This window comes from Serratia grimesii NBRC 13537, assembly GCF_001590905.1.
In the GTDB taxonomy this organism is placed as follows: Bacteria; Pseudomonadota; Gammaproteobacteria; order Enterobacterales; family Enterobacteriaceae; genus Serratia; species Serratia grimesii.
The window spans coordinates 16,065-41,897 of sequence record NZ_BCTT01000013.1 but is presented as its reverse complement, the minus strand read 5'-3'; the positions used below and the strand labels follow the sequence as shown (position 1 = coordinate 41,897).

22 protein-coding genes are annotated in these 25,833 nt (G+C 53.8%); 11 read left to right on the top strand and 11 right to left on the bottom strand.

Going from position 1 to position 25,833, the window contains the following annotated elements; genetic code table 11:
- Positions 1-1,194: an efflux RND transporter periplasmic adaptor subunit gene (locus SGR01S_RS17215; RefSeq protein WP_061808103.1), complete on the bottom strand. Its 1,194-nt coding sequence runs from the start codon at positions 1,192-1,194 to the stop codon at positions 1-3.
- A gap of 175 nt (positions 1,195-1,369) precedes the next feature.
- Between SGR01S_RS17215 and SGR01S_RS17210 the strand changes: the two genes are divergently transcribed.
- On the top strand, positions 1,370-2,050 hold the full coding sequence (locus tag SGR01S_RS17210) for a response regulator transcription factor (RefSeq protein ID WP_061808102.1): 681 nt from the start codon (positions 1,370-1,372) through the stop codon (positions 2,048-2,050).
- A gap of 5 nt (positions 2,051-2,055) precedes the next feature.
- Entirely contained in the window at positions 2,056-3,381 is a 1,326-nt protein-coding gene (locus SGR01S_RS17205) for an ATP-binding protein (RefSeq protein WP_061808117.1), read from the top strand.
- Between the two features lie 272 nt (positions 3,382-3,653).
- Here the strand turns inward: SGR01S_RS17205 and crr are convergent, their stop codons facing one another.
- The 5 genes from crr to cysZ form a co-directional block, all read right to left on the bottom strand.
- Positions 3,654-4,163, bottom strand: a complete 510-nt coding sequence (crr, locus tag SGR01S_RS17200; protein WP_037424016.1) for a PTS glucose transporter subunit IIA — start codon at positions 4,161-4,163, stop codon at positions 3,654-3,656.
- A 49-nt stretch (positions 4,164-4,212) separates the two neighbouring features.
- Positions 4,213-5,940, bottom strand: a complete 1,728-nt coding sequence (ptsI, locus tag SGR01S_RS17195) for a phosphoenolpyruvate-protein phosphotransferase PtsI (RefSeq protein WP_037424013.1) — start codon at positions 5,938-5,940, stop codon at positions 4,213-4,215.
- Positions 5,941-5,986: 46 nt separating this feature from the next.
- Positions 5,987-6,244: a phosphocarrier protein Hpr gene (gene ptsH, locus SGR01S_RS17190; protein ID WP_004936458.1), complete on the bottom strand. Its 258-nt coding sequence runs from the start codon at positions 6,242-6,244 to the stop codon at positions 5,987-5,989.
- A gap of 395 nt (positions 6,245-6,639) precedes the next feature.
- The gene (cysK, locus tag SGR01S_RS17185) at positions 6,640-7,608 is read right to left on the bottom strand and encodes a cysteine synthase A (protein WP_037424010.1); all 969 of its coding nucleotides are present in this window, start codon (positions 7,606-7,608) and stop codon (positions 6,640-6,642) included.
- A gap of 183 nt (positions 7,609-7,791) precedes the next feature.
- On the bottom strand, positions 7,792-8,553 hold the full coding sequence (gene cysZ / locus SGR01S_RS17180) for a sulfate transporter CysZ (protein ID WP_037424008.1): 762 nt from the start codon (positions 8,551-8,553) through the stop codon (positions 7,792-7,794).
- Positions 8,554-8,774: 221 nt separating this feature from the next.
- Here cysZ and zipA point away from each other — a divergent pair, with 221 nt between their 5' ends.
- The 3 genes from zipA (at position 8,775) to SGR01S_RS17165 (ending at position 12,088) form a co-directional block, all read left to right on the top strand.
- Positions 8,775-9,773 (top strand): cell division protein ZipA, encoded by a 999-nt coding sequence (gene zipA, locus SGR01S_RS17175; RefSeq protein WP_037424006.1) that lies wholly within the window; start codon positions 8,775-8,777, stop codon positions 9,771-9,773.
- Between the two features lie 78 nt (positions 9,774-9,851).
- Positions 9,852-11,873 carry an NAD-dependent DNA ligase LigA gene (gene ligA / locus SGR01S_RS17170; protein ID WP_061808101.1) on the top strand — a complete coding sequence of 674 codons (2,022 nt, stop codon included), beginning with the start codon at positions 9,852-9,854 and terminating at the stop codon, positions 11,871-11,873.
- Entirely contained in the window at positions 11,873-12,088 is a 216-nt protein-coding gene (locus SGR01S_RS17165; protein ID WP_061808100.1) for a DUF3820 family protein, read from the top strand. The genes ligA and SGR01S_RS17165 overlap by 1 nt, the downstream gene beginning before the upstream one ends.
- 35 nt (positions 12,089-12,123) lie before the next feature.
- Here the strand turns inward: SGR01S_RS17165 and SGR01S_RS17160 are convergent, their stop codons facing one another.
- Positions 12,124-13,116: a bile acid:sodium symporter family protein gene (locus SGR01S_RS17160; protein WP_037423997.1), complete on the bottom strand. Its 993-nt coding sequence runs from the start codon at positions 13,114-13,116 to the stop codon at positions 12,124-12,126.
- 96 nt (positions 13,117-13,212) lie between these two features.
- On the opposite strand from SGR01S_RS17160, the gene SGR01S_RS17155 reads away from it, so the two are divergent.
- On the top strand, positions 13,213-14,133 hold the full coding sequence (locus SGR01S_RS17155; RefSeq protein WP_061808099.1) for a LysR family transcriptional regulator: 921 nt from the start codon (positions 13,213-13,215) through the stop codon (positions 14,131-14,133).
- On the opposite strand, the gene SGR01S_RS17150 is transcribed toward SGR01S_RS17155, so the two are convergent.
- Together SGR01S_RS17150 and SGR01S_RS17145 are read right to left on the bottom strand one after the other, a co-directional pair.
- Positions 14,134-14,610, bottom strand: coding sequence for a FlxA-like family protein (locus SGR01S_RS17150; protein WP_037423994.1), 477 nt, complete (start codon positions 14,608-14,610; stop codon positions 14,134-14,136).
- Positions 14,611-14,669: 59 nt separating this feature from the next.
- Positions 14,670-15,218 (bottom strand): nucleotidyltransferase family protein, encoded by a 549-nt coding sequence (locus SGR01S_RS17145; protein ID WP_061808098.1) that lies wholly within the window; start codon positions 15,216-15,218, stop codon positions 14,670-14,672.
- A 212-nt stretch (positions 15,219-15,430) separates the two neighbouring features.
- On the opposite strand from SGR01S_RS17145, the gene SGR01S_RS17140 reads away from it, so the two are divergent.
- Both SGR01S_RS17140 and eutC read left to right on the top strand, forming a co-directional pair.
- A complete protein-coding gene (locus SGR01S_RS17140) occupies positions 15,431-16,816 on the top strand; it encodes an ethanolamine ammonia-lyase subunit EutB (protein ID WP_037423989.1) in 1,386 nt (461 codons plus the stop codon).
- A complete protein-coding gene (gene eutC, locus SGR01S_RS17135) occupies positions 16,813-17,604 on the top strand; it encodes an ethanolamine ammonia-lyase subunit EutC (protein ID WP_061808097.1) in 792 nt (263 codons plus the stop codon). The genes SGR01S_RS17140 and eutC overlap by 4 nt, the downstream gene beginning before the upstream one ends.
- On the opposite strand, the gene SGR01S_RS17130 is transcribed toward eutC, so the two are convergent.
- A complete protein-coding gene (locus SGR01S_RS17130; RefSeq protein ID WP_061808096.1) occupies positions 17,583-18,485 on the bottom strand; it encodes a LysR family transcriptional regulator in 903 nt (300 codons plus the stop codon). The genes eutC and SGR01S_RS17130 overlap by 22 nt on opposite strands.
- A gap of 437 nt (positions 18,486-18,922) precedes the next feature.
- Between SGR01S_RS17130 and budA the strand changes: the two genes are divergently transcribed.
- The 3 genes from budA (at position 18,923) to SGR01S_RS17115 (ending at position 23,162) form a co-directional block, all read left to right on the top strand.
- Complete coding sequence (gene budA / locus SGR01S_RS17125; protein ID WP_037423980.1) at positions 18,923-19,702, top strand: acetolactate decarboxylase; 780 nt, start codon at positions 18,923-18,925, stop codon at positions 19,700-19,702.
- A gap of 39 nt (positions 19,703-19,741) precedes the next feature.
- A complete protein-coding gene (alsS, locus tag SGR01S_RS17120) occupies positions 19,742-21,427 on the top strand; it encodes an acetolactate synthase AlsS (protein WP_061808095.1) in 1,686 nt (561 codons plus the stop codon).
- Positions 21,428-21,566: 139 nt separating this feature from the next.
- A complete protein-coding gene (locus SGR01S_RS17115) occupies positions 21,567-23,162 on the top strand; it encodes an ABC transporter substrate-binding protein (protein ID WP_061808094.1) in 1,596 nt (531 codons plus the stop codon).
- Between the two features lie 91 nt (positions 23,163-23,253).
- Here SGR01S_RS17115 and SGR01S_RS17110 read toward each other — a convergent pair whose 3' ends face one another.
- On the bottom strand, positions 23,254-25,533 hold the full coding sequence (locus SGR01S_RS17110; protein WP_061808093.1) for a TonB-dependent siderophore receptor: 2,280 nt from the start codon (positions 25,531-25,533) through the stop codon (positions 23,254-23,256).
- Positions 25,534-25,833: the final 300 nt, after the last annotated feature.

Genomic DNA, 25,833 nt, shown 5'->3' with positions numbered 1-25,833 from the left:
TTATATTCCCATTGGCGGCGGGCCCATACGGCGCGTGCTGCTTTTGGTTGCGGAATTCACCTGGCTGACAATGACACTCTCACCGGCCAATAGGCCGCTGATAATCTGTGCATCGACGTTGTTGTTAATACCAACTTTTACCGGACGTCTGGCAATGTTGCCTTGTTTGTCGACCACCTGCACCCAGTCTCCTTGTAAGGCCGTTGCGGGGATGACCACGGCGTTCCCTGCCTTGGCTAACACGATATACACCTGTGCGGTCATTGAGATACGTAGCGCACCGTCAGGGTTGGCGACGTCGAACAGACCGTTGTAGTAAATTGCGGTGCTGGAGCTGGAGGAACTGCTGGAGCTGCTGGTACTGGAAGAGGTGGTCTCATCATTGATGGAATCCGGGGCCGGTTCAATCGCCCGCAATGTGGTGCGGTAGCGCTTACCGGGTTCACCCAGGATGGTGAAATAGACCGGCATGCCGGTTTTAACCTTGACCACGTCAGCTTCAGAAATCTGTGCTTCGATGGTCATGGTTGCCAATTGAGCGACTTTGACGATGGTCGGTGCGCTTTGTACCGCATTCACCGTCTGCCCAGCTTCCACCGGTAACGCGACGATGGTGCCGTCTATCGGCGAGGTGATTTTGGTGTAACCGAGGTTAACTTGTGCTGTGTTGACCGCAATCTGCGCCTGGACGATTTGCGCATCCAGCGCATTAACATCGGCGCGTGTGGCAATCAGTGTGGCCTGAGCATTGTCCAAATCTGCCCGTATACCGACGCCATGCGCCACGATGGCTTGCTGACGCTGATAGGCGCGCTCATTGTTGTGTAATGCCGCCATTTTTGATGCGCGTTGCGCCTGAACGTTTTTCAATGCCGCTTCTGCGTCCCTCAGGGCATTCTGCTGGGTTAAGTCGTCAATCTCAGCGACCCGTTGCCCTTTATGTACTTTATCGCCCAGCGCCACGTACAGGGCCTTTATCTGACCAGACACCTGCGCGCCGACGCTGACCTGTTTTTGCGCTTCAATGGTGCCGTCAGCCAACACCGTTTGTTCCAGGTCGCGCGTTTGCGCCACCGCAGTGATATAACGGGGAGGCGCTGTATCACCTTGAGATCTGAAGTAGAGAAATAGGGCGATAGCAGCCACAATAACAGTGGGCAGCAGATAGCGTTTTGAGCGTTGAAACGATGGCATGACGATGAAGTTCCCTGGCATAAAAGCGCGGTAAAAATCTGTTGGCACTAATTTAACGCGCCGCCGATGGGTCTGCGGTTAAGTGGCGTTCAGGAATATGTAAGGATTGAGTAAAACCGGCTGCGAAGCAGACAAATAGGCGTGAAAATGGCGAAAATCCGCGAAGGAGCAAGGCATGAAAATTTTATTGGTCGATGATGACCTCGAACTCGGCACCATGCTGAGCGAATACCTGACCGGCGAAGGGTTTAACGCCACGCTGGTACTGACTGGCAAAGCCGGGGTGGAAGGCGCGCTGTCGGGCGACTATACCGCGATGATCCTCGACATCATGCTGCCGGACATGAGTGGCATTGACGTCCTGCGCGACGTGCGTAAAAAGAGCCGTATGCCAATCATTATGCTGACAGCCAAAGGCGATAACATCGATCGGGTTATCGGCCTGGAAATGGGCGCTGACGACTACATGCCTAAGCCGTGCTATCCCCGTGAGCTGGTGGCACGTTTGCGTGCGGTGTTGCGCCGTTTTGACGAGCGCCCGGATGAAGTGGACGACGAGGTTATTATCAATTTCGGTGAGCTGAGTCTTAACCCGTCTACCCGTAGCAGCGAATGGCGTGGCAAGCCGTTTGATCTGACGGCTTCCGAATTCAACCTGCTCGAATTGCTGTTACGTGCACCTGAACGCGTAGTATCAAAAGATGAGCTGTCAGAAAAAGGTTTGGGACGCCCGCGTGAAGCTTATGACCGCAGCGTTGATGTCCATATCAGCAATATCCGGCAGAAGCTGGGCGCCTTGACGGACAACGCGTTAAGTATTGAAACGGTGCGCAGCATCGGCTACCGAATCCGATAATGCCCATGCGCGGAAGACTCTTCTGGAAAATCCTGCTCGGCTTCTGGCTGACCTTTATCATCATGACCCAGGCATTGTGGGTCGCTTTTTCATTGTACGGCGATCGCTACGAGCCGCCGGAAAACGCAATGGCTCGGCGAGTGATTGCGCTGCATTTAACTTCTGCCGCGACGCAACTGCGCAGTGGTGGAATGCCGGCACTCGAGGCGATGCTGAAAGACTGGCCGGAAGATGACCGGCGCTTGCTGTCCGTGACTCCGCAGGCGCAACCGCCGGCACCGGCACCGGAAGAGCCGGTGTTTGAAGGCCGTCGGATGCCGAAAGCGGTTACAGAATGGGTGGCAGGCGAGGGGGACGGTAAGGGCTATCTGCTGAGCTACGACATGCGTGGCCTGCGGGAGGAGTACCGCCCGAACAAGCGCTCGCATTTCTTCAATATCCCCGCTCCGATGCTGTGGGTAGGCGGGTTGGCGGGGTTGTTATTCAGCGCGGTGTTGGCCTGGAACCTGACCCGGCCGATGCGCAAACTGCGCGACGGTTTTGATCGCGTGGCACAGGGCGATTTATCGGTGCGTTTATTCCCTGCGATGCGCCGCAGACATGATGAGCTTTCTGAGGTGGCGCGTGACTTTGACAGCATGGCGGAACGGTTAGAGTTGCTGGTCAGCGCTCGAGAGCAGTTGTTGCATGACGTCTCGCACGAGTTGCGTTCACCGCTGGCCCGTTTGCAGTTAGCCATTGGTCTGGCGCGACAGAATGAAGGTAATGTAGAAAACTCGTTGCAGCGTATTGAGCATGAAGCAGGGCGGTTGGATAAAATGATTGGCGAGCTGTTGGCGCTGTCACGCGCCGAAAGCAACAATCTGCTGGATGAAGAGTATTTCGATTTGTACGGACTGGTGGATGCGGTGGTGAGCGACGCACGCTACGAAGCGCAGGTTCCGGGAGTGGATATTGTGCTGCAAGCCAGTTCGGACGTGGAATATACCGTTAAAGGGAATGCCGAGCTGATGCGTCGCGCAGTGGACAATATCGTGCGTAATGCGCTGCGTTTCTCCAGCCACGGACAGCAAGTGACGGTGGTGCTAACGCGTATCGATCAACTGTTCCAGATAGAGGTCAGCGATCAGGGGCCGGGTGTGGAAGAGTCGAAGCTGTCGAGCATTTTCGATCCCTTTGTACGCGTGAAATCAGCACTGTCAGGCAAGGGATACGGGCTGGGGCTGGCGATCACCCGCAAGGTGGTGCTGGCGCACGGCGGTCAGGTTGAAGCGCGCAACGGCGAACTAGAGGGGTTGGTTATTACCCTGCGCATCCCGCGCTGGTCATAACAGACTATCTTACTTGCCATTTTGAACCAGGGCAGTGCTCGCGTCCTCACGTACTACGTGTACGCTGGGGCTACGCGCGCCGATAACGTCTATTACAGCCGGTATACCCAAAGGATTTCGAATTGCAGCCAGGCGGCAAGCGTGGGTAATCCCCGTAGCTTACACTGGTGAGTGGCTTGGGTAAGCACAAGCAGCCAACAACGCTGCAGTTTGAAAGACGAAAGGGATAAAAAAAACGGCGCACTGGGCGCCGTTTCTATGGTCATTCGCGATTACTTCTTGATGCGGATGATCGGGGTCTCGCCAACGGTGACGTTACCGGACAGTTTGATCAGCTCTTTGATCTCGTCCATGTTGGAGATGACAACCGGCGTCAGGATAGACTTGGCTTTCTCTTCCAACAGTGCCAGGTTGAACTCGATAACGACGTCGCCTTTCTTGACGCGCTGACCTTCTTCAGCGATGCGTTTGAAGCCTTCGCCTTTCAGTTCAACAGTGTCAATACCGAAGTGGACAAACAGCTCGATGCCGCTGTCGGATTCGATAGAGAAAGCATGGTTGGTTTCGAAAATTTTGCCGATAGTGCCGTCAACCGGGGCAACCATTTTGTTGCCTGTTGGTTTGATAGCAATACCGTCGCCAACGATTTTTTCAGCGAATACTACGTCAGGTACATCTTCGATATTAACGATTTCGCCAGAAAGTGGAGCTACGATCTCGATAGTGCCCGTGTCTTTCTTGTCATCAGAAACCAGAGATTTCAATTTATCGAACAAACCCATGATCTTCTCCTAAGCATTAAATTGGGCGGCGTTCCAGTGTCGTGGAAGTTTAGCAGAGCGTCTTTTCTTCGATGAATTTATTCACGCAATTCATCAGATCTTGCGCCGTTGGCTGTGCCAAGGCTTGCGCTGCCAACGCCTTCACATCTTCGAAATTAGTATTACGAATAATTTTCTTGATGCGCGGGATTGAAATCGCACTCATGCTGAACTCATCCAGCCCCATGCCCAATAACAACAGTGTAGCACGCTCATCGCCAGCCAGTTCACCGCACATACCGGTCCACTTGCCTTCTGCATGAGATGCATCAATAACCTGTTTGATCAGGCTAAGTACTGATGGGGACATCGGGTTATAGAGATGAGAAATCAGCTCGTTGCCGCGATCTACTGCCAGAGTATACTGGGTTAGATCGTTTGTCCCAATACTAAAGAAGTCGACTTCTTTTGCCAGGTGGTGAGCAATCACCGCCGCCGCTGGTGTTTCCACCATCACGCCGACTTCAATTGTTTCGTCAAACGCCTTGCCTTCTTCACGCAGCTGCGCTTTCAGCGTCTCGATTTCACCTTTCAGATCGCGAACTTCTTCCACGGAAATGATCATCGGGAACATGATGCGCAGTTTACCGAACGCAGAGGCACGCAGAATAGCGCGCAGCTGAGCGTGCAGGATTTCTCTGCGGTCCATGGCGATACGGATGGCACGCCATCCAAGGAACGGGTTCTCTTCTTTCGGCAGGTTCATGTACGGCAGATCTTTGTCGCCGCCGATGTCCATGGTACGGACAATCACAGCCTGTGAACCTACGGCTTCCGCAACGGCTTTATAGGCCTGGAATTGCTCGTCTTCGGTTGGCAGTGAGTCACGATCCATAAACAGGAATTCGGTACGATACAGGCCGACGCCTTCAGCGCCGTTGCGCTCTGCACCTGCGACGTCGCGCACGGTGCCGATGTTGGCGCAGACTTCAACCTGATGACCGTCCAGCGTAATTGCCGGCAGATCTTTCAGTTTGGCCAGATCGTTTTTCTCGGTCACGTACTGGTTCTGTTCGGCTTTCAGCTGATCGATAACATCAGCTGTTGGGTTAACGTAAATTTTATTGTTAACCGCGTCCAGAATCAGGTAATCGTCATTCTTAACCTGCTTGGTCACGTCGCTGGTGCCTACGATTGCCGGCAATTCCAGAGAACGGGCCATGATCGAGGTGTGAGACGTACGACCGCCGAGATCGGTGATGAAGCCCAGAACTTTGTCCAGGTTCAACTGTGCGGTCTCTGACGGGGTCAGATCGGTGGCAACCAGGATCACTTCGTCCTGAATCGCGCTCAGATCGACGATAGCCAGACCCAGAATATTCTGCAGCAGGCGTTTACCGATGTCACGTACGTCAGCCGCACGTTCTTTCAGGTATTCATCATCCAGTTCTTCCAGTGCTTTCGCCTGGCCTTCGATGATGGTGTAGGCAGCTGCGTCCGCAGAAGCCAGATCGTCTTTGATTAGGGCTATGATTTCCTGCTCAAGCTCTTCGTCTTCCAACAGCATGATGTGGCCTTCGAAGATCGCTTCTTTTTCTTCGCCGAAGGTTTCGCCAGCTTTGGTCTTGATCGCTTCCAACTGCTCGGACGCTTTGGCGCGGCCAGCAAGAAAACGTGAGACTTCCTGCTCTACATCATCTGCAGAGATTTTCTTCCGGTTGATGACAATTTCATCTTCTTTCAGTAGGAGAGCCTTACCAAAAGCGATACCCGGTGATACTAAAATGCCTGAAATCATAACCCTACCTTACTCTTGACTGGTGTTAACTAAGAAGACGGGCCGATTACTCAAGCTCTGCCATCAGTTTTACCAAGTGCTCAACGGCTTTCTGCTCGTCTTCACCTTCAGCGGAGATGGTCACTACGGTCCCTTGAGTCAGCCCCAGAGTTTGCAGTTTAAACAGGCTTTTGGCGCTGGCGCTTTTACCGTTAGAGGTCACGGTGATGTCAGACGTGAAGCCTTTAGCTTCTTTAACGAACTGAGCGGCAGGGCGAGTGTGCAGACCATTCGGAGCGGTAATAGTAACTTCTTGCTGGAACATTGATGTTTCCCCAACTTATTGGTGTGTTGTGGAGCTAAAGTTTAGCCCAAGGGTGTGACTTTAGCTTGTCTGGTTAGCGCCTGACTATGGTACAGGGGCGAGCATTGATGCAACAGAAAACGACGAGTTAGGCACTTCAGATCAAAAAATTTGGCTTCTGTCGTCGTTTCAATCAGCTCCCCATTATGCCGTGTTTAACGCATCAGCGACAAATGAGTAAATCGATTCAGCTTAAACAAGGAATGAAGAGTGATTAATTTTGCGCACCGAAATAATGCACCGTTAAATACTAAAGCTGGCAGGTAAAATCAATCTTTGACTGCTATAAACTTTGATCCAGTCCACAAAAAAGCACCCCGAAAGGTGCTTTTTTAGCGATTTGTGCACAGTGGGCACTACTGTTGCAATTCTTGCTCAGTGAACAAATCAGCGAACAGGGCGGTGCTTAAATAGCGCTCGCCGGAGGACGGCAGGATCACCACGATAGTTTTGTCGGCGAATTCAGGTTCTTCGGCCAATTTCACTGCTGCCACCACTGCAGCACCTGAGGAAATGCCCGCCAGAATGCCTTCTTCGTCCATCAGACGGCGTGCCATGCTGATGGCTTCATCGTTGGTGACTTGTTCGACGCGGTCGACCAGTTTGAGGTCCAGGTTGCCAGGGATAAAGCCTGCACCGATGCCCTGAATTTTATGCGGGCCCGGTTTGATTTCTTCACCGGCTAGCGCCTGGGTGATGACCGGTGAGTCGGTAGGTTCCACAGCAACGGTGGTAATTGCCTTGCCTTTGGTATTCTTGATATAGCGGCTGACACCCGTCAGCGTACCGCCGGTACCCACACCGGAAATGAATACATCCACTTCACCATCGGTGTCGTCCCAGATTTCTGGGCCGGTAGTTTGCTCATGAATGGCTGGGTTAGCCGGATTGCTGAACTGTTGCAGGATGATGTAACGGTTTGGATCGGTGGCGACGATTTCTTCTGCCTTGGCGATCGCGCCCTTCATGCCTTTTGCGCCTTCGGTCAGCACCAGGTTGGCACCCAGGGCTTTGAGCAGTTTACGGCGTTCGATGCTCATGGTTTCTGGCATGGTCAGCGTCAGCTTGTAACCACGCGCCGCGGCGACGAACGCCAGAGCGATACCGGTATTGCCGCTGGTTGGCTCCACCAGTTCTTTGCCGGCGACCAGGATGCCGCGTTTTTCTGCGTCCCAAATCATATTGGCACCGATGCGGCACTTAACGCTGAAGCTAGGGTTGCGAGATTCAACCTTAGCCAGAATGCGTCCGTTGCCGATACGGTTCAGACGAACCAGCGGCGTATGGCCGATTGTTAATGAGTTATCTTCATATATCTTGCTCATAGCCCGTCCTTTAACTCTATGAAAATGTGGGGAACATCGAAAGCATACGCTAACAGTACCGGCAGGGAAGTAAAGAATTGGTATATCTATATGTTATTAGGAAATAAGTTTTAAGCACAAGGATAAGGGCGCAAATTGCGCGCCCTGTCGAAGAATTAATCGTAATGCGGGGCCGAAAATGGCTTAGGATCGTACGAATTGCGTGCGATAACGGTCGACCCACATGGCGGTGGCGCCGCAAACCGCGACCGGCAGGATAACCAGATTGAGGATTGGGATCATGGTGAACAGGCTAACCATCGCGCCAAACTGCAGGTTGTCGGTTTTATGCTGACGCAGTGCGCTGCGCATATCGGCGAAGCTCACCTTGTGGTTATCGAACGGGTAGTCGCAATACTGGATAGCCAGCATCCAGGCGCTGAACAGGAACCACAGCACAGGCGCTACAGTCTGGCCAATGCCTGGAATGAAATAAAGAATCAGCAACAGCAAGGCGCGGGGCAGATAGTAAGCCAGCTTGCGCCATTCACGCGCCATAATACGTGGCAGGTCTTTCACAATGCCGAAGATACCGGTGTCTGGCAACGGCTTGCCGGTCAGGCTACCTTCCAGCTGTTCGGCTAACAGGCCACAGAACGGCGCAGCAATCAGGTTGGTGATGGTACTGAACAGATAACTGAACACCAACAGCACGGAGATGACCGCCAGCGGCCACAGCAAATAGCTCAGCCACTGCAACCAGCTAGGCACATGGCTCATCATACTCGGGATCCAGTCGCCGAGTTGACTGAACAACCACCAGAAGGCGGACCCCATTAGCAGTACGTTGACCAGTAACGGCAATACGACATAGCGTTTAATCCCCGGGCGCGAAATCAGGCGCCAGCCTTCGGCAAAATAATGAAGGCCGTTGGTGGGGTGAGAAGGTGACTGCGTATAGGACATATCTTAAGTTATCTCTTTGTCTGAACAGGCATCGCTATCATATCGGGATGATTTTCTACTGGCTAGGGTGACATTGGCTGAAAAAACAGCAAAAAAAGGCAGTGTAATCATCTTTATTGGCATAAAGTTCAGCACGGACTTGCACTTGTGTGCTCGGGCAAATAGAGTTAAAGAGTGAATGTTTGCCGCGGTGGCAATGTATTGGAACAACAGAGATAGCAATGATGCAGGATTTGCGTCTGATATTAATCGTTGTTGGCGCGATCGCCATAATAGCGTTGTTATTGCACGGTCTTTGGACCAGTCGTAAGGAACGCTCATCGCTTTTCCGCGATCGCCCAGCCAAACGTTCTAAGAAAGAACGTGAACAATCCCCGATCGACGATCTCGATGAAGGCGTGGGAGAGGTGCGTGTACGCTCCGCTCACCCGCAGGATGAGCCGTCCTTTGGTCATTTTGATGCCGCTCGCGAAGAACCCGTGGTTGCGCCCAAGCCTGCTCCGGCGGCTGAGCCAGCACCGCGTGCCGTTCAGCCGGCTGCTCATCAGTCTCCGCCACCGCTGTCCCAGCGGCCGGATTATGATGACATCCTGTTGGACAACTACGCGCAGGACGAAGACGATGAGCCGCAGCAGCCTGCGACACGCCGTGAACCGCGCGTTGACGATCTGCCGCCAGTGGCGCATGCAGCAGAACCGGCGTTCCACGCCGAACCTGCTCATCAGCCGCAGACGGAAGTGAAGCCAGCGGTGGTGAACGAGCCTCAGCCTGCTCCTGCTGCCATCAAACCGGCAAAACTGAAAGAAACCGTACTGGTGTTGCACGTGACTGCACATCAGGGTGGCGTGATCGGCGGTGAAGTCTTGCTGCAGAGCGTGTTGCAGGCGGGCTTCCAGTTTGGCGAAATGGGCATTTTCCATCGCCATATCAGTCCTGCAGGCAGCGGTCCAGTGCTGTTCAGTCTGGCGAATATGGTCAAACCAGGGTCCTTTGATCCTGAGATGATGTCCGACTTCTCCACGCCAGGCGTGTCGATGTTCATGATGGTGCCGTCTTATGGCGACGCTAATCAGAACTTCAAGCTGATGCTGCAGTCGGCACAGCGAATCGCCGACGATGTGGGTGGTGTGGTGCTGGACGATGAGCGCCGCATGATGACCCCGCAGAAGCTGGAAACCTACAAAGCGCGCATTCGTGAAGTGTTGGATAACAACGACTGATCGGCTGCTACGCGCACTGAATATCCGTAACAACAAAGCCCCCGCCTGCCGGGGGTTTTTTATCTTTGATGGTGAGCCATGGAATCGATAATCCAACAAATCAATCAACTACGAACCTCACTGCGCCATCACGAATATCAATACCATGTGCTGGACGCACCGGAAGTGCCGGATGCGGAATATGATCGTCTGATGCGTGAATTGCGTGAACTGGAAAGCGCGCACCCGGAGCTGATCACCGCGGATTCCCCAACCCAGCGTGTGGGTGCAGCTCCTCTGGCAGCGTTCGATCAGGTCCGTCACGAAGTGCCGATGCTGTCGTTGGATAACGTCTTTGACGAAGAGAGTTTCCTGGCGTTCTACAAGCGAGTGCAAGATCGCCTCAAGAGCAGTGACCCACTGACTTTCTGCTGCGAGCTGAAACTGGATGGCCTGGCGGTCAGCTTGCTGTACGAAGGGGGGGAACTGGTTCGTGCGGCCACGCGCGGTGACGGCACTACGGGTGAAAATATTACCTCCAACGTGCGCACCATCCGTGCCATTCCCCTGCGGCTGACCGGCGACAATATCCCCGCCCGACTGGAAGTGCGTGGCGAAGTGTTTATGCCCCAAGCTGGTTTTGAGCAGATGAACGAAGAGGCGCGCCGTAAAGATGGCAAGATCTTCGCCAACCCGCGTAACGCTGCCGCTGGCTCGATCCGTCAGCTTGACCCACGGATCACCGCCAAACGCCCACTGACCTTTTTCTGTTATGGCGTTGGTCTGCTGGAAGGGGGCGAGTTGCCGCGTAGTCACTGGCAGCGTCTGATGCAGTTCAAAGATTGGGGGTTACCAGTCAGCGATCGCGCTCAACGCTGCACTGGCAGCGATGAGGTATTGGCGTTTTATCGCCAGGTAGAGCAAGACCGTACGCAACTTGGCTTTGATATCGACGGCGTGGTGGTGAAGATCGACGATATCGATCTGCAAGAAACGCTCGGCTTCGTGGCGCGTGCACCTCGCTGGGCGACGGCCTTCAAATTCCCGGCGCAAGAACAAATCACCGTGGTGCGTGAGGTGGAATTCCAGGTTGGACGCACCGGGGCAATTACACCGGTGGCACGTCTGGAGCCAGTGCTGGTTGCGGGCGTGATTGTCAGTAATGCCACGTTGCACAATGCGGATGAAATTGAACGCCTGGGCCTACGTATCGGCGACACAGTGATTGTCCGCCGCGCGGGCGACGTGATCCCACAAGTGGTGGGGGTGATGACTGAGCGCCGCCCAGCGGACGCGCGTGAAATTTTGTTCCCACTGCATTGTCCGGTCTGCGGTTCCGATGTCGAGAGGGTGGAGGGCGAAGCAGTAGCGCGCTGCACCGGTGGGCTTATCTGTGCTGCACAGCGCAAAGAAGCACTGAAGCACTTTGTTTCCCGTCGTGCGTTGGACGTTGACGGCATGGGCGACAAAATCATCGAACAGCTGGTGGAAAAAGAGTACGTCAAGAATCCAGCCGATCTGTTCCGTCTGTCCGCAGGGATTCTGACGGGGCTGGATCGCATGGGGCCAAAATCGGCGCAAAATCTGGTCAATGCTCTGGAGAAGTCCAAGCAGACCACTTTCGCCCGTTTCCTGTATGCACTCGGCATTCGCGAGGTCGGTGAAGCCACGGCCGCTAATCTGGCTGCCCACTTCGGTACGCTGGAGAAGCTGTTCGCCGCCGATATTGAAGCGTTGAAAGAGGTGCCGGACGTCGGTGAAGTCGTGGCGAAACACACGCGTCATTTCCTCGACGAAGAGCTTAACCAGCAAGTTATCCGGGAACTGGTCAGCGACGAGATAGGCATTAACTGGCCGGCACCGGTGGTAATCGTCGCGGAAGAGATCGACAGTCCGTTTGCCGGTAAAACGGTGGTGCTGACCGGCTCGCTGAGTCAGCTTTCACGCGATGAGGCCAAAGATCGCCTGACGGCGCTGGGGGCTAAGGTGAGCGGCAGCGTATCGAAGAAAACCGATCTGGTGATTGCCGGTGAAGCGGCCGGCTCCAAACTGGTGAAAGCGCAGGAGCTGGGCATTGAAGTCATCGACGAAGCGGAAATGATCCGCCTGCTGGGTGCCTGATGGAAAAAGAGAACCTGATTGAAATCGCCAACACTCTGATGCCGTTCGGCAAGTACCAGGGACGGGTGCTGATCGACTTGCCCGAAGAGTATTTGCTGTGGTTCGCCCGCAAAGGGGAGTTCCCCAACGGCAAACTTGGCATGCTGATGGAAATGACGTTGGCGATTAAAATCGAAGGGCTCGACCATCTGGTCAAGCCGCTGAAGAAAGGTTGAATTGCCGGGCGCGGTACCTTGCCGCGCCCGTTTCATTATCCCCGCGCTGTTTCTGCGTTTGGCACAGCCTGTTTTTCCTGTTGTTTCTTCTGATAGCGCCGCGCCAGTACTGCGCAGGTCATCAACTGCACCTGATGGAACACCATCAGTGGTAGCACCATAATCCCAACGGTCGAAGCTGGGAACAGGATGTTGGCCATCGGGATACCGTTTGCCAGGCTTTTCTTCGAACCGCAAAACACAATGGTGATTTCATCTGCTTTGCTAAAGCCCAGCCAGCGCGCCATGTAGGTGTTGACCACTAATACAATGGTCAACAACACCAGACTGCCCACGACAATAAACACCAGTGAACCAATGCCGACCTGATGCCAGATACCGTGCGTGACTGCCTCGCTAAAAGCGGCATAGACGACCAGCAGAATCGACGTCTGGTCAGTTTTACCGATCAACTTGCGGTTGCGTTCAATCCATTTGCCGATCAACGGCCGTGACAGGTGACCGGCGACAAAGGGCACCAGCAGTTGCAGCACAATGGAACCGACCTGTTGAAGGCTGCCGGTTTCACCGTGGACGTTCATCAATAGCCCGACCAGCAGGGGAGAGACGAAGATGCCCAGTAGGCTCGAAGCCGAAGCGCTGCATACCGCCGCTGCAACGTTGCCACCTGCCAGCGATGTAAAAGCGATGGCCGATTGCACGGTAGCAGGCAGAATGCACAGGTAAATGAAGCCGGAATACAACTCTGGACTGACGTTGACTGGCGACCACCATTTAAACAGCACGCCGAGCGCGGGGAAAATAATAAAGGTGCTGAACATCACCCACAGATGCAGCCGCCAGTTATTGCTGCCGGCCAAAATGGCCTCACGCGACAGCTTGGCACCGTGCATAAAGAACAGCAGAGCGATGGCTGCGATGGTCAGGGTGTTCAGCCAACCGACAAACTCACCGCGTGCCGGCAGGAATGAAGCCAACAGCACGGTGGCGATCAGCGTCAGAGTAAAGCGATCGGGCAAAAATCTCATGGAGGCGCACTCGGGAAAGAAATCGATGCACGCATTGTCGCGCGACGAGATATAATAATTAAATTGATTTATTTAATTCATTTATGAATAAAAAACATGAATTACTCGATTAAGCAGCTCAAAGTTTTTGTGGCCATTGCGCGGCACCGCAGTTTCAGCCGGGCTGGTGAGGCCATTGGCCTGACTCAATCGGCTGTCAGCCACAGCGTGAAAGAGTTAGAGGCAGAGATCGGCGTGCGCTTGCTTGATCGCACAACGCGTGAAGTGCTGCTGACCGATGCCGGACAGCGTCTGGCGAACCGCGTTGAGCGTTTACTCGATGAGTTACAGTCGTCATTGCTGGATGCACGTAGCTTTGGTGTGCAGCGCAGCGGCACGGTGCGCGTCGCATCAAGCCAGACTATTTCCGCACATCTGATGCCGCAATGTATCGCTGCGGGTGAAAAAAAATACCCGGATATTCGCATTATGCTGCGTGACCAGGCACAACAGCAGGTGCTTCACAGTATTCGAAACGCTGAAGTGGATTTTGGTATTGTGGTGGATCCGGTGCAGGCGATGGATCTTGATTGCGAGCCGATTCTGTACGAACCCTTTTTGTTGCTGTGCCGTAATGATCACCCGTTCGCCAGGCAACCCGAAGTGCATTGGTCGGCGCTGAATGGTTGCCGTCTGGTATTACAGGACTATGCTTCCGGTAGCCGACCACTGATTGATAGCGCACTGCGCCAGCAAGGGGTGGAAGCCTCGGTGGTACAGGAGATTGGCCACCCAGCGACGCTGTTCCCGATGGTGGCGGCGGGCATTGGCATCAGCATTTTCCCGGCGCTGGCGTTGCCGCTGCCGGAGGGGGGCCAGCTAAAAGTGCGTCGACTGGTGCCAGAAATCAACCGCGCATTGATGCTGGTGCGACGTAAAAACCGTTCGCTGACACCCGCCGCGGAGGTCATTTGGCAGGTGGTAGGGCAGCAGGCAGCGTTACTGCAACAGCAGCGCGGGCAACAGGCAGATTACTGATCAGATATACACATCCACGGCGTTGCGCGCGGTTGGGCGGTTAATACCATCACCTTTAACGGGTGTGGCACTGTCGGCAGCACTGGCCATTTGCGCAGCTTGTTGCTTTTCCATCTCTTCTTTTTGAATCCGCGCGATCTCGGCTTGCAGCATTTTAATCTGCGCCTGGATCAGCTGTTTCTGCTTTTCGATCTCTTTAGGATCACCTTCAGCGTCTTTCAGATCGACCAGTTTTTGCTGCAAATTCTGGATTTGTTTATTGAGTGCTTTGATACGCGCCGAGGCACCGCTGTCGGCAACTTTTACCTGATCGTTACTGGCGGCTTCCTTGGTTTCTTTCATTTTGCCGCCTTCCGGCTGCTGATTGACCGGTTTGGCCATCAACAACTGGCCTTCGTTGCCAGGGGCGCTAAAGACGTTGCTGATGCCGGGTACGGTGTTTTTCACTGGGACAATCATGGTAATACTGGTCGACATAATACTCTCCCTGAGTCTTGATGTGGCTGTTCAGGGTATCGGCCGTAAAGGGTAAAACTTTACCCACGAATTTGCCGCAGGCGTGGCCAGTGTTGCAGCCAACCTTTGGCCGTAACCCGTTGTTCATAGGCATTGAGATCGCCGTTTTTCGTATTGAAAGTGATGGTATCAGCAAACAATCCGTCGAGGCCGAATGGTGCCACCAATGTAATGCTGTCATCGGCATTCAGGCGTGAGCCAACCGCTGTTTCTCTCTCGGTCCAAAAGCTGATGGCATCTTCGCTGTTAAGGTAGGGCGCTCGACCGCTGCGCAGGTGCATGCGCGCCTGATTTTTCACTGACCAGGGCTGCGGCATCCACTCCTGCAACCGTCTTTCCAGCATTTGGTCACGCTCTGCTTCTGGTCGCTGTGGATCATAATGAATCACGTCAACGTCATTGAGCGGTGTCGGTGTGGCGTAACCATGCAACTGGTCCCATACCAGGTTACGCACAAAGCCAGCGCCCAGGCACCAGTCATTCAGACCGAGTCGCCGTGCGGTACGCAATGCGGCCATTCTTTCACTATCTTGCTGTAACCACTGGATAATTTGCTGTTGCCGGTTCATTACCTCTCCTTTGTTGCGGCTACTTTAACCTGAAGCGCCTGCGGGCGGAATGCCGTGCATGATTTTAGTGCATCTTATCCGGGGTTCGTTAGGTTTCTGGGAGAGGCTAATCGGATGATTTTCGGTAAAAAATAATTTCGACGATGGACTGACTACACTTGGTACAGGGTTTGCAACTTCAGGTGGTTATTCAGGGCAGAACAGGGGGCGCAATGTATCAGGCAACGCTTAGCCGGCGCAGTTACCGTTTTGGTGACTTACGCCAATTGATGGCCAAGGCATCACCGGCACGTTCCGGCGACTATCTGGCGGAAGTGGCGGCAGACAGTGCAGAGGAACGTATGGCGGCACGCATTGCGCTGGCAGACGTACCACTGAAAAGTTTTCTCCAACAGGTGCTGGTGCCGTATGAGCAGGATGAGGTTACCCGACTGATTATCGATGGCCATGATCCTCTGGCTTTTGCACCCATTTCGCATCTGACCGTGGGGGATTTTCGTGACTGGCTGCTGAGTGAACAGGCAGATAGCGAGATGTTGGCGCTGGTGGCTCCAGGCATTACGCCAGAAATGGCGGCAGCAGTGAGCAAACTGATGCGCAATCAGGATCTGATTTTGGTTGCGAAGAAATGCCGGGTCGTCACGCGCTTTCGCAATACCATCGGCCTTCCTGGCCACCTCAGCGTACGCTTACAACCCAATCATCCTACCGACAGTTTGCAGGGGATTGCTGCCAGTATGCTCGATGGCCTGTTATATGGCAGTGGTGATGCAGTCGTCGGTATCAACCCGGCCAGCGACAGCCTGCCGTTACTGGAAAAATTGAACTACATGCTGGATGACGTTATTCAACGTTTCGCGATTCCTACACAATCCTGCGTGCTGACGCATGTAACCAATACGCTGCGTTTGATGGAACGTGGTGCGCCGGTGGATTTGGTGTTTCAGTCTATCGCCGGCACTGAAGCGGCCAACAGCGGTTTCGGCATTAACCTCGCACTGCTGGCAGAGGCTCAGCAGGCGGCGCTGAGCCTCCATCGCGGTACTGTAGGTAATAACGTTATGTACTTCGAAACCGGACAAGGCAGCTGTTTGTCCTCCAATGCACACCATGGTGTTGATCAGCAAACGTGTGAGGCGCGCGCCTACGCGGTAGCGCGTCATTTCTCCCCGTTGCTGATCAATACCGTGGTCGGGTTTATCGGTCCGGAGTATTTATACGACGGCAAACAGATCATTCGTGCCGGGTTGGAGGATCATTTCTGTGGCAAATTGCTTGGCCTGCCACTGGGTTGTGATGTGTGTTACACCAATCACGCAGAGGCAGATCAGGACGATATGGACACGTTGCTGACGCTGTTGGCCACCGCCGGATTGACCTTCCTGATAGGCGTACCGGGCGCGGATGACATCATGCTCAATTATCAAAGCACTTCATTTCACGACGCGTTGTACATCCGAGAATTACTGGGACTGAAGCACGCGCCGGAATTCGCCGACTGGCTAACGAAAATGCACATCACTGACGAACTGGGGCGCTTGCGCGACACTGCTGCCAATCACCCATTGTTGTTGGCGCTACAGGGAGAGAGAGGATGAGCAAACCGGTCCACGTCAACAGTTGGGACGCGCTGCGTGCCTTCACCGACGCACGTATTGCACTGGGGCGCACAGGGTCCAGCTTACCGACCCAGGAGTTGCTTAAATTCGGTTTGGCGCATGCGCAAGCGCGCGATGCGGTACATCAGCCGTTCGACAGTGATACGCTGGCAGAGACGTTACACCAGCAAGGCTGGCAGACGTTGACGGTGCACAGCCTTGCTTGCGATCGCACCGCTTATCTCAGTCGGCCAGATCTGGGGCGCAGGCTGGCGTCGGACAGCCGCAATCTGTTGCTGGGCCTAACGGACAAGCCCGCTGATTTATTGCTGGTGGTTGCAGATGGCTTGTCCTCCAAAGCGGTACATCGTCAGGCGCTGCCCTTGTTACAGGCATTACGGCCTTATCTCGAACAGCTATCACTCTCGGTGGCGCCCGTGGTTCTGGCGCATCAGTCTCGGGTCGCGCTTGGGGATGATATTGGTGAGTGTTTACGGGCCAGGGCGGTCGTGATGTTGATCGGCGAACGACCGGGGTTATCATCGCCGGACAGTCTGGGGATCTATCTCACCTGGGGACCGAACACCCAGCGGCGTGAATCGGAGCGTAATTGTATTTCCAACGTGCGCCCAGAGGGATTGGATTATCCGCAGGCAGCGTTCAAGCTGGCGTGGTTGCTGGAGCAGGCTTTCCAACGCCGTTTGACCGGAATCGAACTGAAAGACGAAAGCGACAACCCGGCGTTGTATGGCCGAATATCACCACTTCATTCCCAACTGGGTGGCTGACCGATGTTTTGCTTCAGTAAGGTAATGAACAGGTTCAATCGGACTGACATTTTTGCTACGGGCCGCAGCAGGTAAATACCTTGCTGCTCCTGACGCGGATCTTCCAGTACTTGTATCAATCGACCAGCCTGAATATCCGGTCCTACAACCCAGTTGGGTAAAAAGGCGATCCCCATTCCCATCAGCGCTGCCTGGTGTTGAGCGGTAAAGTCATCGCAACGCAGCACCATACTGCATCGACTCATTAGCGGAACATTGAGAATTTGTGCCCAGCAGGCGGGCTGCTGTTTGTGGTAGCGAGCAATCAGGCGATGCTCAGGTAACGCATTCAGATCGGTTGGTTGCCCGTAGCGGGCGAGATAGTCGGGACTGGCACACATCACCCAGCGTTGGGTTGCTATGCGGCTGGCGTACAGCCCACTGTCTTTTTGTTCGCCGATGCGAATGGCGGCATCCAGAAGTTCTTGTGTCGGGTCGGTTTGACGTTCGGTTAAATCCAACTCAACAAATAACTGCGGATAGCGTTCGGCCAGGGTCGGTAACAGCGGCAAGATGTACGTCTTGCCAAAGGTTGGCAGACAGCTGATGCGTAAGGTGCCCTGTGGCATATCACTTAACGATGCCAGTTCGGCTCGAATATCGGTGATATCCGCCAGCAACGCGGCCGCTCTGGCCTGTAGCATTTCCCCTGCGTCCGTCAGCATCAGACCACGTGTTGAACGGATAAACACAGTGGCACCCAGCGCGCTTTCCAGCGCATCAACATGGCGAACCAGTGAAGAGGGCACCATGCCCAGCTTGCGAGCGGCAGCGGAGAAGCTGCCGAGCAGGGCGACTTCAAGAAATATGGGTAGATGTTCTACATAACGGGCGTCATTCATCTTTGCATTATATGCAAAAGCGTTTCTTATGAATACCAGGTTCTCCGTTCACCGTATTGAAGCTACTCTTTTTGGGGGCTTACGGCAGGTAAGAGTTTGCTGTGATCCTCACCGCTCAGAGAGAAAATGCATAAATCGTGCGGTTTTAAGAACATTAGATAACAGGTTTTTCTCAGGCTCCAGCGTGTGCCTGTGACATTGATAACTGCTTCAACACCAGATTAACCGTTCAATTTGACACTCTATTTACCAACAATGATTAGTGAATCTAAACCGTTGTTGATGTTGAGTGTCGCCGGCCAGCCGTGCCGGTTTTTTTGTCGCCATTGGCTGAATCGTTCCAACCGAACGGGCCACAGGCGACATCTTTGCTCACCCTCATGTGAGCATTTTGAACGCGCGGGGTATATCACTCCGCGCTGGTGGAGGAGTAGGTTATGAACGAAAACCACGGCTGTTCTTGTGCGCAGCATTTGGCGCAGGGGTTTGCCAGGCAGTCGCTGAGCGTTGGGGAGGGCGAGATTTATCAAATCTCGCTGATGAGCGCGTTAATCAGCGGCGTTTACGAAGGGGAGACTACCATTGCCGAATTGCTCAGGCACGGTAACTTCGGCCTGGGCACTTTCAATCACCTTGACGGTGAACTGATCGCCTTCGACAAGGAAATTCACCAGTTACGCGCCGACGGTAGCGCGCGGCCGGCCAGCTTGCAGCAAAAAACCCCGTTTGCCGTTGTCACCTTTTTCCAACCGAGCATCACCCAACACTTTGATCGTCCGATCACCAAGGCGCAACTGCACCAGTGCATTGACGAGCAAGTTGCTTCACCAAACCTGTTCTGTGCAGTGCGGGTTGACGGTGAGTTCAGCCATGTGGAAACCCGCACAGTGCCTCGTCAGGAGCGTCCTTATCGCCCGATGTTAGAAGCGATCGAGGAGCAGCCTACATTTGCTTTCCGTCAGCGGAAGGGCACGTTGGTCGGTTTCCGTTCGCCTGATTATATGCAGGGCGTTGGGGTCGCCGGTTATCACGAACATTTTATCACCGACGATCGTAACGGTGGTGGTCACGTACTGGATTACCAACTCGACCATGGCCGCCTGCAATTTGGTGTGATCACCCGTCTCAATCTTCAGTTGCCGCATGATGCGGATTTTCTGCGTGCCGACCTCTGTCCAGAGGATTTGGATCGCGCGATTCGTTCTGCCGAGGGTTAATTCCGCGACAGTCTTGGGTTTATTTTCAGGAGGTATTCCATGAGCAAGGCAAATACAGACCATAACTGGTCATGCGGCGCAGATTTAGTGGTGAAAAATTTGGAGGCGCAAGGCGTCAAACACGTATTCGGTATCCCGGGGGCCAAGATCGACCGCGTATTCGATTCGCTGGAAGACGCACCATCGATAGAAACCGTGGTCGTGCGTCATGAAGCCAACGCGGCATTTATGGCGGCAGCGGTCGGGCGCTTAACCGGCAAAGCCGGGGTCGCGCTGGTGACCTCTGGGCCGGGCAGTTCCAACCTGATTACCGGGCTGGCAACCGCGACTTCGGAAGGGGATGCGGTGGTGGCGTTTGGCGGGGCCGTGAAACGTGCTGATAACCTGAAGCAGACTCACCAGAGCATGGATACCGTCAGCATGTTCCGCCCGGTAACCAAGTATTGCGCCGAAGTGCATGCAGGTTCGGCTATTTCTGAAGTGATCGCCAATGCTTTCCGTCACGCTGAATTTGGTCGTCCGGGAGCCTCGTTCGTAAGCCTGCCAATGGACATCGTCAATGAGCCGGTCAGTGCGCCTGTGCTGGCGGGTTGCCGATTGCCGCGGATGGGCGCTGCTGCGACCGAGGATATTCATGCCGCAGTAAAACTGATCCAGCAAGCGAAATGCCCGGTGCTGTTGCTTGGTCTACAGGCCAGCCGTCCGGAAAATAGCGAGGCGGTGCGTCATTTGTTACACCGCACTCATATGCCGGTCGTGGGGACTTATCAGGCGGCGGGGGTGATCGACGTTAATCACTTTGCCCGTTTTGCCGGCCGTGTCGGATTATTCAACAACCAACCTGCCGATCAGTTATTGCAGAAGGCGGATCTGGTGGTCAGTGTCGGTTATGGCCCGATCGAGTACGATCCCTGCATGTGGAACAGCCAGGGCAGATTAAAACTGGTGCATATTGATGTGCTGCCGGCAGACATTGATACCTGTTACCGCCCAGACGTTGAGCTGGTAGGCAATATCAGCGCTACTCTCGACATGATGACCGAAGCCTTTAACGGGGTTGTGAGCGTACCGGCAGAGGTTGAATTGATCCTCAGTGATCTTGGCCGCCAGCGCAACGAATTGGCAGAACGCGCTGCACGACGCGGTGGCATGCCAATTCACCCGCTGCGTATTGTGAAAGAGCTGCAAGACATTGTCAGTGACGATGTGACGCTGTGTGTTGACATGGGCAGTTTCCACATTTGGATTGCGCGCTATCTTTACAGCTTCCGTGCACGTCAGTTGTTGATTTCCAACGGCCAGCAGACCATGGGTGTGGCGTTGCCGTGGGCGATCGGTGCGGCGCTGGTACGTCCGGGAGACAAAGTGGTGTCGATTTCAGGTGACGGTGGTTTTATGCAATCGAGCATGGAACTGGAAACGGCAGTACGGCTGAAAAATAATATTGTGCACGTGATTTGGGTAGATAACGCCTACAACATGGTGGAAATGCAGGAGGTGAACAAATACCAACGCAAATCCGGGGTGGAATTTGGCCCAATCGATTTTAAAGCCTATGCGGAAGCCTGTGGTGCGGTCGGATTTGCCGTGCAATCGGTGGAGGATTTGCGACCGATGCTGCGTAAAGCAATGGAAATACAGGGGCCAGTCGTTGTGGCCATTCCGGTCGATTACGCTGACAACTATAAACTGATGGCACAGATGAACTTCAGCCAGATGATTTAATTTCAGTAGACGTCTTAACCACGGGGGGCGCGGCATCCAGCACTCCCCGTTTTTTGTGCTCATAATTTGTCCTTTACATCCCTAACTGCATGATTTATTGGTATCCCTCGAGTCTGATTTCTACTCTGGGGATGGCACAATGAATAAAAAAGCAATAACAACGGCACTGGGATTGTTAGCGATGGCTGTGATGAGTGGTGCGCACGCCAATACGCTGGTTTATTGTTCCGAAAGTTCGCCGGAAGGGTTTAATCCGCAGTTATTTACCTCCGGTCCAACGGTTGACGCCAGTTCGGCGACGATTTACAACCGGCTGGTGGATTTCAAAGTCGGCACCGTCGAGCTGCAACCTAGCCTGGCGGAAAGCTGGCAGGTGAGTGAAGACGGAAAGCATTACACTTTCCATCTGCGGAAAGGGGTGAAATTCCAGAGTAATAAATACTTTACGCCAACCCGCGACTTCAATGCCGACGACGTCATTTTCTCCTTCATGCGACAAAAGGACGCGAATAACCCCTATCACAAAGTTTCTAACGGCGCTTATACCAACTTCGAGTCGATGGAGTTTGGCACGCTGATCAACCAGATTGTCAAAGTTGACGACAACACCGTGCGTTTCGAGCTTTCGCGGGCCGAAGCACCCTTTGTGGCCGATCTCGGCATGTACTTTGCCTCTATTCTTTCAGCCGAATATGCCGATGCCATGTTGAAAGCCGGTACGCCGCAGCGTGTGGATAACGACCCAATAGGTACCGGGCCGTTCCAATTGGTGCAGTACCAGAAGGATGCGAAGATCCTCTACAAGGCGTTTGATCACTATTGGGAAGGCAAGCCGAAGATTGATCGGTTGGTATTCTCGATCACTCCAGATGCGGCAGTACGCTATGCCAAATTGCAAAAGAATGAGTGCCAGGTGATGCCGTTCCCTAATCCGGCGGATCTGGCACGGATGCGCCAGGATCCCAATATTCAGGTGATGGAAAAATCTGGGCTGAATATCGGTTTTCTGGCGTTCAATACCCAGAAAAAACCGCTGGATAACCTTAAGGTGCGACAGGCCCTGGCGCTGGCGGTGAACAAGCCGGCGATCCTCGAAGCGGTGTTCCACGGCGCGGGCCAACCGGCAAAAAACTTACTGCCACCGACGCAATGGGGCAGTAATGCCAAGATTGAGGATTACCCGTACTCACCGGAAAAAGCTAAACAGCTGCTACAAGAGGCGGGTCTGGGGCAGGGTTTTGCTATCGATTTGTGGGCAATGCCGGTGCAGCGTCCGTATAACCCGAATGCCAAACGCATGGCGGAGATGATCCAGTCTGACTGGGCGAAGATCGGTGTGAAGGCAAAGATTGTTACCTTCGAGTGGGGCGAATATCTTCAGCGGATAAAAAATGGTGAGCATCAAACGGCATTGATGGGGTGGACTACCGCCAATGGCGATCCGGATAACTTCTTCGGGCCTCTGTTTACCTGCGTTTCAGCCAACGGGGGTTCAAACTCGGCCAAGTGGTGCTATCCGCCGTTTGATAAGTTGATCCTACAGGCGCGTGAAGAGAACGACCATACCAAGCGGGTGGCGATGTACGAACAGGCGCAGGTGATGATGCATGAACAAATGCCGGCAATGATGATTGCTCACTCGACCATTTTTGAACCGGTGCGCAAAGAGGTGAAAGGTTACGAGATTGATCCGTTTGGTAAGCACATCTTCAAACAAGTCTCACTGGAGAAATAATAAAACAGGGGCTGCATTGGCAGCCCCTGGGTTTGTTGGCAAAGGGTTTAGCCCTTTCACATGGCGTTAGCAGCCTTGTTTGAGCGGACGTTTAGAAATGGGTATTCACGCTCATATAGTAAGTCCGGCCTGGCTCGTTGTAGGTCGCAGCCCCTGCACCGGCAATGTTAATGGTACCGGTTATTGGGTCGCCGACGTTCTGCGAGTTACCTTCACGGAATTGGCGTTTATCGAACAGGTTGTCGATACCGGCAGTTACGCTGACGTTCTTGGTCACATCATAGGTTGCGCTGGCACCAACCACAGCGTACGGGCTGACTTCCTTGGTTTCGGTACCGCTAACCGGTTTACCCTGATAGTTGTACTTCTTCGGTTTCTGGCGGCCGTACCAAGTCAGGGTCGATTGCATCGACAGCTCTTGGGTTGCTTGCCAGCTCAGGGTTGAGTTGATGGTGAATTCAGGAATAATCGACAGGTAATCACCGGTGCTCTTATTCTTGTTTTCAATCATGTAGGTGGCGTTGTTGGTCCAGGACACGCTCTCGCTGACCGGTACGTTCAACGTGCCTTCTAAGCCCTGCACTACCGCTTTAGGTACGTTTTCCCATTGGTAAATAGCTGTACCGGTGCTGCTGGTACCGATGCGACTATTACCTGCTTCAATTTTGTTGTGGTAATCGTTACGGAAGTAAGTCACACCAGCCAACCAGCCGTCGTTATGGAACTCTAGGCCAACTTCTTTGTTGACGCTGGTTTCCGCCTTCAGATCGTCGTTACCGAGCAGGTAACAGCCATTTTTGACATCGCTGGCTGCACAACCTTGGCCTTTGCTATAGAGCAAATAGTTTTGGTTGGTCTGGTACAGGTTTGGCGCTTTATAGGCGCGGGCGATACCCATCTTCAGGGTGAAGAAATCGCCCAGTTCCTGTGACAGATTCAGCGACGGACTCCAGTTGTTGCCGGACTCAGAGTGCAGATCGTAACGCAGACCTGGCGTCAGCATGGTGGTATCAGTCAGCTCCATGTTGTCTTCGGCAAACAGCGAGAAGATATGCGCAGATGCATAAGGGCTACGTGTACCGGTTTCTTGGCCAGGAATGGTACCGCCCATCAGCGTTTGGCTGGTGGAGGTACCATCCTTCATTTTCTGTTGGTTCCACTCGGTCCCCACAGTCGCAGTTTGCGTCACGCCCAGTTCAAACGGTACGCTGACTTCGCTGTGAGCCAGGAAATCGTCCAGTTTGGTGGTGCCGAAGCCGTTATTTTTAGTATCGAAGATGCCTTCAGTACCGCCGGCCAGACCTTCATTCAAACGGGTATTACGTGTGCGTTCGAACTGAATATAGTTGTTGGTGCTGACACCGTTATCCCAGGCTCCACGATGGTTGAGGCCGAAGGTTTCGCGGTAAATGCGGTTAGTCTCTTTGCCGTAGTTGCTCTGTACCAGCGCATTGGAGTTGGTGTTTTGAGTATCACCGGCATACAGGTTGCCCTGGCGACCGTAGGCATACTCAAACTCAAGTGACTGCAAATGTGCAAAATCCCAATGCAACATAGCATCGATATTTTTGTCTTCTACGCCTTCTCGTCCGGCTGGCACGCTGTTGGCATAGGCACCTGCACGGTAAGATTTATGTGATTCGTTAATATCCCACGCATCGGCCTGAGTTTTGCTGTAACCACCGAACAAACGGAAGCTGAGTTCGTCGGTCAACGGACCAGACAGGCTAAAGTCGGTGCGCTTGGTAGAACCTTCTTGCTTATGCTGCGGTACGTTGAAAAACGCATTCAGAGATCCGTGCAGCTCTTTGGTGTTTTTCTTGGTGATGATGTTGACCACGCCGCCGGCGGCACCGTTGCCGTAGCGTGCCGCAGCTGGGCCGCGCAACACTTCAATGCGTTCAATCATCTCTGGTGGTACCCAGCCGGTATCGCCGCGGGTATCACGTTCACCACGCCAGCCTTGACGTACCGAATTACGGCTGGTAGCCGGTTTGCCGTCGATCAGGATCAGGGTGTTTTCCGGGCCCATGCCGCGAATATCTAACTGACGGTTGTTGCCACGCTGACCGCTGGTAGAGTTACCGGTTAGGTTAACGCCAGGCATGGTACGAATCAGTTCACTGATATCGCGTGCGGGTGGGCGCTTTTTGATTTCTTCGGCAGTGATAGTGGAAACCCCCGGAGCCTGCAGATTCTGCTTGGCGGCGGTGACAACAATGGTGTCTTCGGCGGCTTCTTTTTTATTTTTGGCGACAGTGTCTGTTTCTGCGGTGGTATCAGTTTGCTGTGCGGCGTGCGCAAAGGCGGACGCGCCTAACCCTAACCCGATGAGTGTGGCTAAGGAGTAACGAGATAATTTGCGGTTCATGTGAGTGTTCCTACCTTGCTGCCTTTCCCGGGGCACCGACGCAGTAGGCCACCGGCTGAGAGAAGGGCGGTTGTAGTTTTTGTGTTTTCGAAAATAAAAATCCAACTGGCCGAGACGCAACGGCAACAGCATCGGATTTAGCGCTAAAATCCGGTATCCATCCCTGTTGAAGAATACCTGCCCTGTTTACGAGTCTACACACACTATTGCAAACGCAAATAATTATCAATAGTATTCGGTTTACCGTTTTCTTGGGCAGCGCCTCGCGCCGCGAATTTACCGGCTTTCCTGAAGCTGCCA